Origin of the sequence: Paracoccus sp. SCN 68-21 (genome assembly GCF_001724535.1) — a bacterium.
In the GTDB taxonomy this organism is placed as follows: Bacteria; Pseudomonadota; Alphaproteobacteria; order Rhodobacterales; family Rhodobacteraceae; genus Paracoccus; species Paracoccus hibiscisoli.
Genome location: NZ_MEES01000003.1, coordinates 52,866 through 68,675 on the forward strand (window position 1 = coordinate 52,866; position 15,810 = coordinate 68,675).

The window sequence follows — 15,810 nt, forward strand, 5'->3', positions numbered from 1 at the left end:
AAGATCCGCCGATGGACGCGCCCCTGATCGAACGCCTGTTCACCCGCCCCGATGGCAGCTTTCTGTGCGCGCGGTGGGGGCGGCCGGTCGCGCCGGTGGTCTTCGGGCTGGCCGATGGCAGCCTGGACATCCTGCGCGCCGCCCTGCGCGCGGGCTATGCCCATGCGCGCCATCCGATGGATGAGACCGACCCCGAGACGGGCGCGAACCTGATGATCTTCTTTGTGCGGGACTGGGCAGAGCTGTCCGACATTCCCGACCTGGACCGGCTAACCGGCATCGGCGACCTGCCCGCGCGGCTGGCCGGGCAGCAGGCCGACCGCTATCGCCTGTTCCGCTTTGACGAGGCCGGGGCAATCCGCGCCTGCCTGATGTTCCTGAACATGGGCGGCCCGCTGGCCGATGCCCATCCGGGCGTTCTGGCCGAGACGCTGATGATGCAATCCGCGCTAACCTTCTCGGGCGAGGTCACGTCCTCGGCCGCGCTGGCCGCGCTGATCCGCGCGGCCTATGACCCGGTCCTGCCAGTGGCCGCCACCCAGCCCGCGCATGCGCTGCGGCTTGCGGCGCGCCTGGCGGTCTAGGGGGTCAGACCCTCGGGGTCGGGCAGGCCGTTGCTGCGCGCCGTCGCGGTCAGCGTGTTGGCCAGCAGGCAGGCGATGGTCATCGGCCCCACCCCACCCGGCACCGGCGTGATCGCCCCTGCGACCTGCGACGCGGCGGCGAAATCGACATCACCGACCAGCCCGGCCTCGGTCCGGTTGATGCCCACGTCGATCACCGTCGCGCCCGGCTTGATCCAGTCGCCCTGAACGAAATGCGCCCGCCCCACCGCCGCGACCAGAATATCGGCCTGACGGCACAGCGCGGGCAGGTCCTGCGTGCGCGAATGCGCCACCGTGACCGTCGCGCTGTCGCGCAGCAGCAGTTGCGCCATGGGCTTGCCCACGATGTTGCTGCGCCCGATGACCACCGCGTTGCGCCCGGCCAGCGACCCCAGATGGTCGCGCAGCAGCATCAGACAGCCCAGGGGCGTGCAGGGCACCATCGCCTTTTGCCCCGTGGCCAGACGGCCCACGTTCAGGATGTGGAACCCGTCCACGTCCTTTTCCGGCAGGATGGCGTTGATGACGGCGGCTTCGTCCAGGCCCTTGGGCAAAGGCAGCTGCACCAGGATGCCGTTCACCGCCGGATCGGCGTTCAGCCGCGCGATCAGCGCCAGCAGCGTCTGTTGGTCGGTGGTGGCGGGCAGCCGATGCTCGAACGAGGTCATGCCGACCTCGCGCGTCATGCGCCCCTTGGAGCGGACATAGACCTGGCTGGCCGGGTCCTCGCCCACCAGCACCACGGCCAGGCCGGGCACGATGCCCCGGGGCGCCAGATCGGCGACCTGGGCGGCGATGCGGGCGCGCAGGCGGGCGGCAAAGGCCTTGCCGTCAAGGGTCTGGGCGGTCATGGGCGGTCCTTGCTCAGCTGGCGTTCTTCCTGGGCGATGGCGGCCTCGATCAGCTGCCGCCACAGGCGGTCATAGAGGTCGGGGTCCAGCCCGTGCTCCTGGGCGTGGCGGCGGACATTGGCGACCACCTCCTCGACGCGGTCGTCGATGCGGGCGGGCATGCCGTTGCCGGCCTTGATCTGGGCGGCGCGGTCGATCAGCGCATGGCGCCGCGCCAGCAGGGCCATCAGCTGCGCGTCCAGGGCGTCGATCTCGACCCGCAGGGCGGGCATGTCGGGAATGTCATTGATCCGGGTCATCGTGCCCGACCCATGCACCGCGCGAGGCAAAATCGCAAGAGGGACTAGCCCTCCAGCGGCTGCTGCAGGGCGCGGCGCAGCTGGCGCAGCTGTTCGCGCAGCTGCCGTGCGGTCTCGGACTCCAGCCCGGTGTTGCGGGTCACGCAGGTCAGCACCCGATCGGCCTCGGATTTCAGCGCGGCGCCCTGCGGGGTCAGCGACACCAGCACGCGCCGCTCGTCCCGGATGTCGCGCAGGCGGGTGACCAGCGACGCGCCCTCTAGCCGCTTGATCAGCGGGGTCAGCGTGCTGCTGTCCAGGCCCAGGGTCTCTCCGATGCGCCCGACGCTCTGGCCGTCGGCCATCCACAGGCTGAGCATCACCAGAAACTGCGGATAGGTCAGGCCCAACGGGTCCAGCAATGGCTTGTAGACCCGCCCGAATGCCAGGTTAGCGGCATAGACGTCGAAACACAGCATCGCGTCGAAAGGCGACGGACTGGACGAGGCGGGGTCATCGCTCATGTTCACGATGTAATTGCACATGACGCAGATCGCAACAGTTGCAATTGCGACATGGTTACTTACATCGTATACCATATATTATCATGAAAGGAAATACCGATGGTCACCAAGGTCCTGTATCATACCGCCGCGACCGCGACGGGGGGTGGGCGCAACGGCCACACCGCGCTGAATGACGCCAGCCAGGCGTTCGACCTGGACGTGCCCAAGGAGCTGGGCGGACCCGGCGGAGAGGGGCTGAACCCCGAAAAGCTGTTCGCGCTCGGCTATGCGGCCTGCTTCATGGGGGCGATGCGCCACTATGCCGCGTCGCGCAAGATCACCGTCCCGGACGATGCCACGGTCGAGGTGACAGTCGGCATCGGCCCGCGCGAGGATACCGGATTTGGCGTTGCCGTCCAGATCGTGGTCAGCCTGCCGGACCTGGAGCGTGACGTGGCGCAGGACCTGATCGACGGTGGCCACAAGGTCTGCCCCTATTCGCATGCCATCGGCGGCACGCTGGACATCACCCCGACGCTGGCCTGAGATAGGGACGCTGGCCTGAACCAAGAAAGAACCCCGGTCCATCGGACCGGGGTTCTATCGTCTCAGGCCGGGGCCGGGTCGCCGCCCGGCGCGGGCTTCGTCCGCGGGATCGCGGTCACCGAGGGGATCACGCTGGCCGGGGTGTCGTCGTCATCCCCGCCGATCGAGTCGCCACGCAGGATGCGGGCGATCTCGGCGCCGGTCAGGGTCTCGTATTCCAGCAGGCCCTTGGCCATCCGCTCGAATTCGACCTCCTTCTCAAGCAGGATGGCACGCGCCTCCTGATAGCCGGCCTCGATCAGCTCGCGGACCTCCTGCTCGATCAGCTCCTTGGTCGCGGCCGAGACCGAGAACCCGCCGGTGCTGCCGTTATAGCCCTCATGCGCCTCGGAATAGTCCACCGCGCCGACCTTGTCCGACATGCCCCACCGCATGACCATCGCACGGGCCAAGGCGCTGGCCTGCTGGATGTCGCCCGCAGGGCCGTTCGACACGCCCTCCTCACCATATTTGATGATCTCGGCGGCCTTGCCGGCCATGGTCATGGTGATGCGCTGCTTGGCCTCGTCCTTGTGCATGTTCAGGCGGTCCATTTCGGGCAGGCTGACGACCATGCCCAGGGCACCGCCGCGCGGAATGATCGTGGCCTTGTAGACCGGATCGCATTTCGGCAGCGACAGGCCCACGACGGCGTGACCGGCCTCATGATACGCGGTCTTTTCCTTCTGCTCGGGCGTCAGGACCAGACTGCGACGCTCGACCCCCAGCATGACCTTGTCCTTGGCATTCTCGAAATCGGCCATGCTGACAAAGCGGCGACCGATCCGGGCGGCGCCCAGGGCAGCCTCGTTCACCAGGTTCATCAGGTCGGCGCCCGAAAAGCCGGGCGTGCCGCGCGCGATCAGGCGCAGATCGACATCGGGACCGACCGGCACCTTGCGGGCATGGACCGACAGGATGCGCTCGCGCCCCTTGATGTCGGGGTTCGGCACGTGGATCGTGCGGTCAAAGCGGCCCGGGCGCAGCAGCGCGGGGTCCAGCACGTCCTTGCGGTTGGTGGCGGCGATGATGATGATGCCTTCGTTCGCCTCAAAGCCGTCCATCTCGACCAGCAGCTGGTTCAGCGTCTGCTCACGCTCATCGTTGCCGCCGCCGATGCCCACGCCACGCGCACGGCCCACGGCATCGATCTCGTCGATGAACAGGATGCAGGGGGCCGATTTCTTGGCCTGCTCGAACATGTCGCGCACGCGGCTGGCGCCGACGCCCACGAACATCTCGACAAAGTCCGACCCCGAGATGGTGAAGAACGGCACGCCCGCCTCGCCCGCGATGGCGCGCGCCAGCAGCGTCTTACCGGTGCCCGGAGGGCCGACCAGCAGCGCGCCCTTGGGGATCTTGCCACCAAGGCGGCTGAACTTCTGCGGGTTGCGCAGGAATTCGACGATCTCCTCCAGCTCCTCCTTGGCCTCGTCGATGCCTGCGACATCGTCAAAGGTCACGCGGCCGTGCTTTTCGGTCAGCAGCTTGGCCTTGGACTTGCCAAAGCCCATCGCGCCGCCCTTTCCGCCGCCCTGCATGCGGTTCATGAAGAAGATCCACACCCCGATCAGCAGGATGAACGGCAGCCAGACGCCCAGCATCGACATCAGCCCGCTGCTCTGCTGCTTGACCACGCGGACATCGACGCCCTGTTGGATCAGGCGGTCGCTGATATCCTCGCCCATCGGGCGCACGGTGGCGAGTTGTTCGCCATTCGCGCCGGTGATGGCCACGTCCTCGCCGTCGATGGTGACGGCGCTGACCTGGTTGTTCTGCACGCGCTGAATGAATTCGGAATAGCTGATCTGGTTGCGGTTCATCGACCCCGACCCGTCGCTGAACAGGTTGAACAGGGCCAGGATCATCAGGAACAGAACCACCCAGAAGGCGAAGTTGCGTGCGTTGCCCAATTCGGGTCCTCCGGCGGAATGCGGTTTGATGTGAAAATAGGGATTATCGCGTCAGGTTCAATGCGCCTTCACCAGCCTGCGGAAATCTGCCGCGCCCCGCAGGGGTCGCAGCGCGATCCCGGGATGGTCGCGCAGCAGCGGCGCGGCGATCAGCGCCCCGTCCTGCCAGATCGCGGGGCTGGCCGCGGCCTCGTCCCGCAGCAGCCCCGAATCGCGCCAGGGCAGGCGCGACAGCGCCTCCACCCCAAGCGCCGCCAGCCGCTGGCCCGGCGCCAGCCCCGCAACCCGCCAGCGCCGGTCCCAGGGCCCGTCGGCCACCGCAGGCGCGCGCAGCGCCGCCGCGGCCTCGCGCGTGACGCGCAGCCCGCTGCCGGTCGGAGAGATCATCGCCCCGTCCAGCGTCACCCGCCCCTGCGCCAGCACCGCCTCCAGCGCGTGGATCAGCGTGGCGCGGCGCGGGGGATAGTCGGCACCCGTCACCCACCGGCAGGCGGCCACCAGAATGCGGCGGCGGATCTCGGGCGGGGCGTCGCGCAGGGGGCGCCGCGGCAGGATCAGGCTGCCGCGGTCGAACTCGGTCTCCTTGCTGACCAGCGCCGCGTATTCGGCCAGGGCATCGCGCGCCTCGGCGATATGCGCGGCAGAGCGGGCCAGGCCGGACACGTCCAGCCCCAGGGCGGCGATCGCCTGGCGCGCGCGCACGCGGTCGTAATCGGCATTGTCATTGGTCGGATCGTCGATCCAGCCCACATCGCGCGCGCGCAGCCAGTCGCGCAGCTCGGCCCGGCCCGCGCCCAGCATCGGGCGCAACCAGCGCATGTCAAAGGCGTCGCGCCAATCCGCCATCGCCGACAGCCCATCCACGCCCGACCCGCGCGCCAGGCGCATCAGCAGCGTTTCGGCCAGGTCATCGGCTGTATGGCCCAAGGCCACGGCGGGCAGCTCGTTCCGCCGCGCCCACCCCGACAGCAGCCGCAGCCGCGCATCGCGGGCCTGCGCCATCAGGTTGCCCGCCTGCGTGTCGCGCCGCCACAGCAGGATCGCGTGCGGCAGGCCCAGGGCGCGGGCGGCGCGGGCGACATCCTCGGCCTCGGCGTCGCTGCCCTCGCGCAGGCCGTGATCGACGGTGGCGACCATCACGCGGCGGCCCTGCGCCCATTCGGCGGCCACCTGCATCAGCGCCACCGAATCGCCGCCCCCCGACACCGCCAGCCCCAGGGCCGGCAGATCACCCGCCAGACGGTCCAGGGCCGACCGGATCAGGGCGGCGACATCGCGGCTCACTGGTGTTCGGCCAGATCGGCGGCGGCTTCGGGGTCCATGTTGGGGTCCAGCAGCGGGTCCAGCACGCCCAGATCGGTCACGCCGCAGCCAAGCCGGGTCACGTGACCCTCGGCCTCGACGGCCTGGGGGCTGCCCGGAAACCGGGCCGGAACCTCGGCCAGATACAGACAGGCGGCGGTCGCGTCGCCCTGCCCCTCGATCACGCGGGCGATGCCCAGCAGGCTCTCACCGGCCCGCGCGCCGTCCGGGTCGGCGGCGAAGCCCTCCAGCCAGGCAGCGGCGGCGGCGCGCGGGTCGCCCGACAGATCCAGCGCCTGTCCGCGCAGGAACAGCGCCTCGGCGGTCAAGGGACCACCGGCATGGGTCTCGGCCACATCGGCGAACAGCTGCGCCGCGCGGGCATGGTCCCCCGCCGCCATCACCGCGCGGGCGGCGTCGAAATCGGTCTGTTCGGCCTGGGTCGAGGCCGGCTGCCCGCCCCCGCTGACCGCCGGGGCCGAAGGCGCCAGCTGCGGGCTGACGCCCGAGGGGGGCCGCGGCACGGTCAGCGCCGACAGATCGCAGCCCGGCTCGGCCTCGCACAGGCGGAACTCCAGATCGGCCAGACGACGCTCGCTGTCATCGGCGATGCGGTCGACGCGGTTCTGCAGCTGTTCGGCTTGGTTGGTCAGGCGCATCAGCTGCGCCTCCATCGCGTTCATGCGGTCGATGGCGCTGGACCCGCCCGCCGCCTGGAACCCCGCCGCGCCCGAGGCCACCAGTTCGGCCCGCAGGCCCTGCAGCTGGCTGCGCAGCTGGGACACCTGGGCGCGCATGTCGGCCAGCGTGGCGGCATCGGGCGCGGCCTGCGCGGGTGCGACCAGCGACAGCGCCAGGATCAGCGCAGAGGCCAGCCGCATCACAGGCCTGCCCCGGTGACGCCCCCGACCGCGGCAGGCGCCGCCGCGATGGCTGCGACCGGTGCGGGCGCGGCCTCGGTCACCACGGTGACGGCACGGCGGTTCTGGGCATAGCAGCCCTCATCGGAACAGGTTGCGGCCGGACGCTCCTTGCCAAAGGACAGCGTGCGGATGCGGCCGGGCGCCACGCCCTGCGCCACCAGATATTCCTGCACCGCACTGGCGCGGCGCGCGCCCAGGGCCAGGTTGTATTCGCGGGTTCCGGTCTCTTCGGCATGGCCCTGGACCACGGCGGTAAAGCCCGCATGACGCGACAGCCAGGCTGCCTGGCGGGCCAGGATCACCCGCGCCTCGGGGGTCAGGGTGGTCTGTTCGGCCGGGAACAGCACCGTGTCGCCGATGGTGCCGCGGAAATACTGGGCCGTGGCCTCGGCCCCCAGAATGCCGCCGGCCAGATCGCCCTGGAACACCGCGCCCCCGCCCGTGCTGGCATAGGGGTCGACCACCGGCGGCGCCACGGGCGGTGCGGGCTGGGCACAGGCGGCCAGCCCCAGAAGGGCGGCCAGCAGGACAGGCTTGGTCGCGGCGTTCATCATGTCATCCTCATGGCATCAGGGGTCCCCAGGACGGGTCCGAGGCGGCAAAGTCAAGATTCATCGGTCGCATGTTGCGCCCGGTGATGTCCACCGAATGCAGCCGCGGCAATCCGTTTCCGCCGGGGGTGGCGCGCGTGAACATCACCACCCGGCCATTGGGCGCCCAGGTCGGGCCCTCGTCCAGGAAACTCTCGGTCAGCATGCGCTCGGACGATCCGTCGGTGCGCATGGTGCCGATGTGGAACCGGTCGCCGATCTGCTTGGTAAAAGCGATCAGATCGCCCTTGGGCGACCAGGCGGGGGTGCCATAGCGCCCCTCGCCAAAGCTGATGCGCGTGGGCTCTCCGCCGTCCAGACCCATGATGTACAGCTGCGGCGTGCCCGAGCGGTCGCTCTCGAACACGATGCGCTGGCCGTCCGGGCTGAAGCCGGGCGACGTGTCGATGGCCGGCGAATTGGTCAGCGCCCGCTGCGCGCCGGTGGCCACATCCATCAGCCAGAGGTCGGTATTGCCGCCCTGTTCACGCGAATAGGCAACCCACCGCCCGTCCGGGCTGAAGGTCGGCGCAAAGGCCATCGCGTTCTGGTCCGTGGTCAGGGGGCGGGCGCTGACGGTGGCCACATCCATGATCTGGATCTGCGGAAAGCCGCTGTCATAGCTGGTGAACAAGAGCCGCCGCCCATCGCGCGAGAATTTCGGCGCCAGCACCAGGGACGAGCTGTCGGTCATCCACAGGATGTTCGCGCCGTCGTAATCCATGACGCCGATCCGCTTGATGCGGGCGTTCTTGGGGCCGGTTTCCTGCACGAAGGCCACGCGGCTGTCGAAATAGGGCTGCTCGCCGGTCAGGCGGGCATAGATCTGGTCGGCGATCTTGTGCGCCGCGCGGCGCCAGTCGCTGGCGCGGGCGTCGAACTGCATCCCGTCGCCCTGCGGCTGACCCGAGATGACGTCGAACAGCCGGAACCGGACGCTGATATTCTCGCCCATCTGGCGCACCTCGGCCGAGACCAGGCCCTGCGCGTTCACCGCCCGCCAGTCGTCATAGCTGACGGCCTCGGCAAAGCTGGCGGCGCGGGCGGGATGCGCCTCGGCCGGGATCTCACGGAAGAGGCCCGTGCCGGTCAGGTCGTCCGCCACGACCTGGCGCACGCGGGCCGCGATCTCGGCATCGCCGTGAAAGGCCGGGATGGCGATGGACATCGGCTCGATCACGCCGTCGGTGATCTCGATGCGCAGGGGCGCGTCCTGCGCCATCAGCGGCCCCGACGGCAGCAGGGCCGCCGACAGGGCGACGGCCAGAACGGCGGCGGGGGCGAGGGTCAATTTGCGGAACATGACGTCATCAGTACCTTTTGTCAGTGACAAGCGGAAGGTGGCCCGACCGGCGATGGGGCCACGTCCCGGTCATTGGAACGCAACCCCGTCGGGGCGGAAATCGACGACGACATCGCGCCACCGACCGTATTTCGAGGCCGGCAGGTCGAACCCCGCCTGGCCGCACATCAGGATCGCCCGGCGCGCCACGTCGAAGGCCTGCTGGGCTGCGCCCTCGCTGCCGCCCTGATACCCCGCGATGCGCAGGCTGTTCTGGTCGGGCACGCCGCCCGGCGACAGGGTGAACCCGACCGAGACGGTCATCTGCGACGCCTCGACCGACAATGCGCCCACGTTCCAACAGTTCTGGATGGCAAAGCGCAGCCCATCGCGTTCCGACAGGGTCAGCGGATCGCCCATCGGCAGGCCCTGCGCAGGGTCCGACAGCGGGGTCGCGGGCATCGGGCTGGGCGTCAGGCGCATCATGTCGGCGGGCGGCCCCGAGGGATCGTTCGCCGGATCGGCCGCAGCGCCGGTCCCCGCCATCGCCCCGGCCAGGGCGGCGGCCAGCGGGTCCAGCCCGGCGGACGCGCCGCTGCCGCCCTCGATCGTTTGCGTCTGCCCGCCCTGGGCGTCGCTGCCCGTGGCGATGTCCTGACCGCCGCCGCCGGCCTGCGCATTGCGCAGCGCATCCTCAAGCGCCTGGCGGTCGGCGGCCTCGCGGGCGGCCTGCTCGGCGGCGACGCGGCGCGCTTCCTCGGCCCGGCGCTCGGCCTCGGCGGCAGCCTGGCGTTCGGCTTCGGCCGCACGTTCGGCTTCTGCGCGACGCTCCGCCTCGGCGGCGCGTTCGGCTGCGGCACGACGCTCGGCCTCGGCGGACTCGGTCGCGCGGCGTTCGGCATCCGCGGCGGCCTGGCGTTCGGCCTCGGCGGCGCGTTCGGCTTCAGCGATCCGCTCTGCTTCGGCAGCGCGTTCCGCCTCGGCGCGGCGTGCAGCCTCCGCCTCGGCTTGCCGTGCCGCATCGGCGGCGGCCTGACGCTCCGCCTCGGCAGCGTCCCGCTCGGCGGCGGCGCGGCGCTCGGCCTCGGCGGCGCGGCGTTCGGCATCAGCCGCAGCCTGACGCTCGGCCTCGGCAGCGCGTTCGGCCTCCGCGGTCCGCTCTGCTTCGGCAGCAGCCTGGCGTTCGGCATCCGCAGCGGCAGCGGAAGCGGCCTGTCGGGCGGCGGCATCAGCCGCAGCCGCCTGTCGCTCGGCCTCAGCGGCAGCGGTGGCGCGGCGCTCCGCCTCGGCGGCGGCGGCCTGGCGTTCGGCCTGGGCCTGCGCATCGGCTGCCGCCTGCGCTGCGGCGCGCTGTGCGGCCTCGGCAGCGGCGGCTTCGGCCACGCGACGCTCGAATGCCTCGACCAGGCCCGCCGGGCGATCCTGCGGGCGCGGTGACGCATCCAGGGCCAGCGCCGAACGCGGCGCGACGGGTTGGGCGGCGGCGTCGGGCACCGGCGCTGCGGGTTGGGACGGCTGCGCCTCGGCGACCGGGGCGGGCGGCGTGGGGGCCACCTGCGGCAGCGCCTCGGCGGTATCCGTCTGATTATCGCTCGGGGTGGGCAGGTCGGTTGCCACATCCACCGGCGCGGCGGGGGCGAAATCGCTGAGATCCGGCGCGGCCTCGGCCACATCTGGTTCGGCCAACGCCTCGGCCTGCGCCGATTGCGGCGGCGCGGCGTCCACGGGGCGCGCGGTCGTCTCATCTGCCGCGTCAACGGGGGCCAGGGCCGCGACGGCGGTCGCATCGGCGCCCACGGGGCCGGCCCCGCGCGCGGCGGCGGCCAGGGCCTCGAACTCGGCCCCGCTGATGGTCGAGACCTGGGTCGTGCGCACCATCGGTGCGGGCTGGGGCCGGAACAGCGCGCCGCCCAGGATGGCCCACAGGATCAGCGACCCATGCGCCACCCCCGAGATCCAATAGCCGGTGCGCCCCTCGCGGTCCTCCATGATCAGCCGTCCATCCGGGGGCCGCCGGTCTCGGTGACCAGCACGATGTCGGTGATGCCCGCCGCATTCAGCGCGCCCATGATCTGCACCACGCGGGCATAGGGGATTGTCCCGTCCGCGCGCAGGAACACCCGGCCCGTCTGGCGTTCGGCCAGCATCGCGCGCAGCACGGTGACCAGCTGGTCATCCTCGACCGCGCGGTCCATGACCTGCATCGCGCCATCGGCGGGAATCGACAGGGTCAGCGGCTCCTCCTGCTCGGTGGCGACGGCGTTGGCGGCGGTCTGCGGCAGGTTCAGCGGCACGCCCGCCGTCATCAGGGGGGCCGCCACCATGAAGATAATCAGCAGCACCAGCATCACGTCCACGAAGGGCGTGACGTTGATCTCGGACATCGGCATGTTACGCCGACGCCCCTTGCTGCGAACCCGTTTGACGACCGAGGCTGCCATGGATCACTCCTCGTCCATCTGGCGCGACAGGAGGGTCGAGAACTCGTCCGAGAACGCCTCCCACCCGCCGGTGATGCGTTCCGCGTCGCCCGACAGCTTGTTGTAGAAAACGACCGCCGGGATGGCCGCGACCAGGCCCAGGGCGGTGGCCAGCAGCGCCTCGGCGATGCCCGGCGCCACGACGGCCAGGCTGGTGTCCTGGGTCAGGGCGATGCCCTCGAAGGCGGTCTTGATGCCCCAGACGGTGCCGAACAACCCGATGAAGGGCGCGGTCGAGCCCACTGTCGCCAGGAAGGACAGGCCGCGGAACAGGCGCCCCTCCTCGCGCTGGATGGCCACATTCATGGCGCGGTCGATGCGGGCGATGCCGCCGGGAATCAGCCGCCCGTCATCGCGGTGGCTGCGGCGCCATTCGGTCATGCCGGCGGCAAAGATACGCTCGGACGGGCCCTTGGGGCGGTCGCCCAAGCGGTCGTAGAGGTCGTCCAGCGGCTCTCCGGACCAGAAGGCGCGGTCGAATTTCGCGGCCTCGGCGCGGGTGCGGGCAAAGACCAGGAACTTCTGGACGATGATCGCCCAGGCCCAGAACGAGGCGACGATCAGCATGATCATCACCACCTGCACGGTCAGCGACGACCGCCAGAACAGCGCCACGGCCGAAAAGTCGATGGCCTGGGCGGCCTGAATGGGTTCCATCTTCTGCCTCATCATCACGGGCCACGACTGCCCCCTGGCAGTCCGGCGTTGCGGCCTATTACCCTGTAACTGCCACGGGTTTCAGCCCCCGTGGCAACACAATGGCGTCAATTTTCATCAAGGTGCAGCAGCCGTGCCGCAATCACCCCCGCGTGCGGCACGCCGCCACGACGCGGGCGGCGCGCATCACCCCTTAGGCAGGGCGCGCGACAGCGCCTGCGGCAGGCGCACCGGACGCCCCTGCCCGTCCAGGCAGACGATCGTCACGCGCGCCGTGAACAGCACCTCGTCGCCGCGTCGCACCTGCTGGTCCACGACGATCCGCGCGGCGGTCGCCGAGGCCAGATCGGTCACCACCGTCAGAAGGTCGTCGAACCGGGCGGGGCGCAGATAGTCGGCCTCGACCCGACGCACGGCAAAGACCCGGCCCGACGCGGCCTTCATGGCCATCTGATCGATGCCGGTGTCGCGCATCCATTCGGACCGCCCCCGTTCGATGTATTTCAGATAGTTGGCATAATAGACGATGCCGGCAAGGTCGGTGTCTTCGTAATAGACGCGCAGGGTCAGGTGATGGCTCATGGCGCCACGATAAAGGGCGGGCGGCGGCTGTGCAATCACCCCTCAGGCGTCGAACAGGCTGGCCTGACCGGGCTGGGCGGGGGCGTCAATGCCCAGGTGCCGCCAGGCGCGCGATGCCAGCATCCGGCCGCGCGGGGTGCGCGCGATCAGCCCCTGCTGCAGCAGATAGGGCTCGATCACCTCCTCGATGGCGTCGCGGCTTTCGGATAGGGCGGCCGACAGCGTCTCGACGCCCACCGGGCCGCCGCCGTAATGCTCGGCCATCAGCGTCAGATAGCGCCGGTCGGCCCCGTCCAGCCCCAGATCGTCCACGCCAAGCCGGACCAGCGCGATATCCGCGATTTCGCGCGTCAGGCGGCCATTGCCCTCGACAAGCGCGAAATCCACGACCCGGCGCAGCAGCCGGCCCGCGATGCGCGGCGTGCCGCGGGCGCGGCGCGCGATCTCCATCGTGCCCGCGGGGTCGGCGCTGATGCCCAAGAGCCGCGCGCCGCGCTGCACGATCAGGTCCAGTTCGGCGATCTCGTAGAACTGCAGCCGGGTAGGAATCCCGAACCGGTCGCGCAAAGGCGTGGTCAGCAGCCCCAGACGCGTCGTGGCGCCGACCAGCGTAAAGGGCTGCAGCTCGATCCGCACGGTGCGGGCGGCGGGGCCCTCGCCGATCACCAGGTCCAGCTCAAAATCCTCCATCGCGGGATAGAGGATCTCCTCGACTGCCGGGTTCATGCGGTGGATCTCGTCGATGAACAGCACGTCGCGCGATTCCAGATTGGTCAGGATCGCCGCCAGATCCCCCGCCCGCGCGATAACGGGCCCGGATGTCATGCGAAAATTCACGCCCAGCTCGCGCGCCATGATCTGCGCCAGCGTGGTCTTGCCCAGGCCGGGGGGGCCAAAAAACAGCGTGTGGTCCATCGCCTTGCCGCGCATCTTGGCGCTTTCGATGAACACCTTCAGGTTGGCGCGCGCCTCGGCCTGGCCAACGAATTCGGACAGGTTCTGAGGCCGCAGGGCGCGGTCCTCGACATCGCTGTCCAGCTTTTCGGGGCGCAGATCGGGATCAGGTGCACTCATCCCCGGCCCCAGGGCGCGCGGGACCGCGCCCCGGCGCGCGGAATGCGGCTCGGGGCGGCAGCCTGCCGGGGACCGGAAGGCGATCCGCCCTCCATCGCCATCAGCCGGGCGATGCGCTCCTCGGTGGGCGGGTGGGTGGTGAACAGGCGGTCGGCCCGCATCGCATGCAGCGGGTTGATGATGAACATGGCTGCCGCCGCCGGGTTCTTTTCGGCCGGGACATTGACGCTGCGCCCCGCCGCCCCGGCGATCCGCTGCAACGCCGAAGCCAGCGCCCGCGGCTTGCCGCAGATCTGCGCGCCGGTCGCATCGGCCTCGTATTCCCGCGCCCGAGAGATCGCCATCTGCACCATCATCGCGGCCATCGGCGCCAGGATCATCGCGATGATCCCGCCGATCATGCCGCCCCGCCCCTCGCGGCTGCCCGCGAACAGCATCATGTTGCCCATCATCGCGATGGCCCCCGCCATCGTGGCGGTGATAGTCATGGTCAGCGTGTCGCGATGCTTGATATGGGCCAGCTCATGGGCGATCACGCCCTCGATCTCCTCCGCCGACAGGTGGTTCAGCAACCCTTGGGTGACGGCCACGGCCGAATTTTCCGGGTTGCGCCCGGTGGCAAAGGCGTTCGGCTGCTCGGTCGGCAACAGATACAGCTTGGGCATCGGCATCTGCGCCCGCTCGGCCAGACGCGCGGTCATCGCATACAGCTCGGGCCCCTGGTGCGGCGACAGCTCGACCGCGCCCTGCTGGCGCAGGACCATCTTGTCGCTGTTCCAATAGCTGAAAAAGTTCATGCCCCCCGCGATCACCAGCGCGATCAGCGCGCCGCCCGATCCGCCCAGCATCCAGCCTAATGCCATGACCAGCGCGGTCAGCGCCGCCATCAGCATGAAGACCTTGACGTTTCCTGCCATCATCCGACCTCCGGTTCAGTCCTTGGGCGCCAGCAGACGCAGCGCCGCGCGGATCAACGCGGGCATGGCCGCCGCGGGTTCCCGCGCCTGCGCCTCGGCCACCGCCGTCGCCGCCTCGGAGGGACCATAGCCCAGATTGGTCAGCGCCGACAGCGCATCCGCCATGGCCTGCCCCGACAGCGCAGCCCCCGAGGGGGGCGGGGCCGCGGCGCCCGGCGCCGGGGCCGCGGAGGGGCCGGGCTCGATGCCCGGCTCCTCCGCTCCGCCGCCCGCGGCAACGTCCCCCGCGTCGATGGTCAGCGCGCCCCCCAGGGCCATGACCGACGGCGCCTTGTCCTTCAGCTCCAGCACGATCCGCTGCGCCAGCTTCGGCCCCACGCCATTGGCCTTCCTGACCGACGACCAGTCGCCCAGCGCGATGGCCCGCGCCAGCCCCTCGGGGCCCAGCGTGCTCAGGATCGCCAGCGACACCTTGGCCCCCACGCCCTGCACCGAGGTCAGCAGCCGGTGCCACTCCTTGTCCAGCATGGTCGGAAAGCCGAACAGCTGCAGCAGATCCTCCCGGACCAGCAGCTCGGTATACAGCGCAGCCGCCTGCCCCACCGGGGGCAGGCCCGCCGCCGTCCGCTCGCTGACATGAATGATGTACCCCACGCCCCGCACGTCGATCAGAACGTGATCGCGCGCCCGGTGCAGGATGACCCCGGCGATCCGCCCGATCATGCCGCGCCCCGCTTGGGTGTGGCGACCCGCAGCGTGCGACCCTGCAGATGGCGCGCATGGCAGATGGCGATGGCCAGCGCATCCGCCGCATCCGGGCTCTCGAACTGGACGCCCGGCAGCTGGACCCGCACCATGTGCTGCACCTGCTCCTTGCCGGCATGGCCGACGCCCACGACCGTCTTCTTGACCGCGTTGGGCGCGTATTCGCCGACGGCGATTCCCGCCTCGGCCGGCGCCAGCAGGGCCACGCCGCGCGCCTGTCCCAGCTTCAGCGTGCCGGTCGCGTCCTTGTTGACGAACGTCTGCTCGACCGCGGCCTCGTCAGGCGCGTGGGTGGCGATCACCGCGCACAGCCCGCGAAACAGGACCGACAGCCGCGACCCCAGATCCTGCGCGCCGTCCGAATGGATTGTGCCATTGGCGATATGGCGGATGCGCGATCCATCGACCAGGATCACCCCCCAGCCCATGTTCCGCAAACCGGGATCGATGCCCAAGACCTTCATGCTGCCCTCTTTTTTCCGATTGTTAGCACGAAGCAC

At 70.3% G+C, this 15,810-nt stretch carries 18 protein-coding genes; 2 read left to right on the top strand and 16 right to left on the bottom strand.

The genetic code is table 11. The features are described 5' to 3' along the window. Positions 1-11: 11 nt before the first annotated feature. Positions 12-584, top strand: a complete 573-nt coding sequence (locus ABS73_RS01610; protein ID WP_277018479.1) for a hypothetical protein — start codon at positions 12-14, stop codon at positions 582-584. Here ABS73_RS01610 and folD read toward each other — a convergent pair. From folD to ABS73_RS01625, 3 genes are read right to left on the bottom strand one after another with little or no spacing between them, the layout of a single operon-like run. After that, positions 581-1,456: a bifunctional methylenetetrahydrofolate dehydrogenase/methenyltetrahydrofolate cyclohydrolase FolD gene (gene folD, locus ABS73_RS01615; protein ID WP_286693381.1), complete on the bottom strand. Its 876-nt coding sequence runs from the start codon at positions 1,454-1,456 to the stop codon at positions 581-583. The two genes, ABS73_RS01610 and folD, sit on opposite strands and share 4 nt — an antisense overlap. Next, on the bottom strand, positions 1,453-1,755 hold the full coding sequence (locus ABS73_RS01620; protein ID WP_277018475.1) for a chorismate mutase: 303 nt from the start codon (positions 1,753-1,755) through the stop codon (positions 1,453-1,455). Before ABS73_RS01620 ends, folD begins: the two co-directional genes overlap by 4 nt. A 44-nt stretch (positions 1,756-1,799) precedes the next feature. Then, positions 1,800-2,258, bottom strand: coding sequence for a MarR family winged helix-turn-helix transcriptional regulator (locus tag ABS73_RS01625; RefSeq protein ID WP_277018474.1), 459 nt, complete (start codon positions 2,256-2,258; stop codon positions 1,800-1,802). 99 nt (positions 2,259-2,357) lie between these two features. On the opposite strand from ABS73_RS01625, the gene ABS73_RS01630 reads away from it, so the two are divergent. Continuing rightward, positions 2,358-2,786 (top strand): Ohr family peroxiredoxin, encoded by a 429-nt coding sequence (locus ABS73_RS01630; protein ID WP_277018473.1) that lies wholly within the window; start codon positions 2,358-2,360, stop codon positions 2,784-2,786. 62 nt (positions 2,787-2,848) lie between these two features. On the opposite strand, the gene ftsH is transcribed toward ABS73_RS01630, so the two are convergent. The 13 genes from ftsH to ruvC all read right to left on the bottom strand — a co-directional run bounded on the left by ftsH (position 2,849) and on the right by ruvC (position 15,774). Continuing rightward, positions 2,849-4,738, bottom strand: coding sequence for an ATP-dependent zinc metalloprotease FtsH (gene ftsH / locus ABS73_RS01635; RefSeq protein ID WP_277018471.1), 1,890 nt, complete (start codon positions 4,736-4,738; stop codon positions 2,849-2,851). 57 nt (positions 4,739-4,795) lie between these two features. Further along, positions 4,796-6,022 (bottom strand): tRNA lysidine(34) synthetase TilS, encoded by a 1,227-nt coding sequence (tilS, locus tag ABS73_RS01640; RefSeq protein ID WP_277018470.1) that lies wholly within the window; start codon positions 6,020-6,022, stop codon positions 4,796-4,798. Beyond that, positions 6,019-6,921, bottom strand: coding sequence for a tol-pal system YbgF family protein (locus tag ABS73_RS01645; protein WP_277018469.1), 903 nt, complete (start codon positions 6,919-6,921; stop codon positions 6,019-6,021). Before ABS73_RS01645 ends, tilS begins: the two co-directional genes overlap by 4 nt. Continuing rightward, a complete protein-coding gene (locus ABS73_RS01650; protein ID WP_277018467.1) occupies positions 6,921-7,514 on the bottom strand; it encodes an OmpA family protein in 594 nt (197 codons plus the stop codon). Before ABS73_RS01650 ends, ABS73_RS01645 begins: the two co-directional genes overlap by 1 nt. A 10-nt stretch (positions 7,515-7,524) precedes the next feature. After that, complete coding sequence (tolB, locus tag ABS73_RS01655; protein WP_277018465.1) at positions 7,525-8,856, bottom strand: Tol-Pal system beta propeller repeat protein TolB; 1,332 nt, start codon at positions 8,854-8,856, stop codon at positions 7,525-7,527. A gap of 69 nt (positions 8,857-8,925) precedes the next feature. Continuing rightward, positions 8,926-10,824, bottom strand: a complete 1,899-nt coding sequence (gene tolA / locus ABS73_RS01660) for a cell envelope integrity protein TolA (RefSeq protein WP_277018464.1) — start codon at positions 10,822-10,824, stop codon at positions 8,926-8,928. A 2-nt stretch (positions 10,825-10,826) separates the two neighbouring features. Further along, on the bottom strand, positions 10,827-11,276 hold the full coding sequence (gene tolR / locus ABS73_RS01665) for a protein TolR (protein WP_136857057.1): 450 nt from the start codon (positions 11,274-11,276) through the stop codon (positions 10,827-10,829). Positions 11,277-11,279: 3 nt separating this feature from the next. Further along, on the bottom strand, positions 11,280-11,972 hold the full coding sequence (gene tolQ, locus ABS73_RS01670; RefSeq protein ID WP_136857056.1) for a protein TolQ: 693 nt from the start codon (positions 11,970-11,972) through the stop codon (positions 11,280-11,282). Positions 11,973-12,158: 186 nt separating this feature from the next. Continuing rightward, positions 12,159-12,554, bottom strand: coding sequence for a tol-pal system-associated acyl-CoA thioesterase (gene ybgC, locus ABS73_RS01675; protein WP_277018462.1), 396 nt, complete (start codon positions 12,552-12,554; stop codon positions 12,159-12,161). Positions 12,555-12,596: 42 nt separating this feature from the next. Beyond that, positions 12,597-13,628: a Holliday junction branch migration DNA helicase RuvB gene (ruvB, locus tag ABS73_RS01680; protein WP_277018461.1), complete on the bottom strand. Its 1,032-nt coding sequence runs from the start codon at positions 13,626-13,628 to the stop codon at positions 12,597-12,599. Further along, entirely contained in the window at positions 13,625-14,545 is a 921-nt protein-coding gene (gene htpX, locus ABS73_RS01685; protein WP_277018544.1) for a zinc metalloprotease HtpX, read from the bottom strand. The genes ruvB and htpX overlap by 4 nt, the downstream gene beginning before the upstream one ends. A gap of 15 nt (positions 14,546-14,560) precedes the next feature. Next, the gene (gene ruvA, locus ABS73_RS01690; protein ID WP_277018460.1) at positions 14,561-15,268 is read right to left on the bottom strand and encodes a Holliday junction branch migration protein RuvA; all 708 of its coding nucleotides are present in this window, start codon (positions 15,266-15,268) and stop codon (positions 14,561-14,563) included. After that, positions 15,265-15,774, bottom strand: a complete 510-nt coding sequence (gene ruvC / locus ABS73_RS01695; protein WP_277018459.1) for a crossover junction endodeoxyribonuclease RuvC — start codon at positions 15,772-15,774, stop codon at positions 15,265-15,267. Before ruvC ends, ruvA begins: the two co-directional genes overlap by 4 nt. Positions 15,775-15,810: the final 36 nt, after the last annotated feature.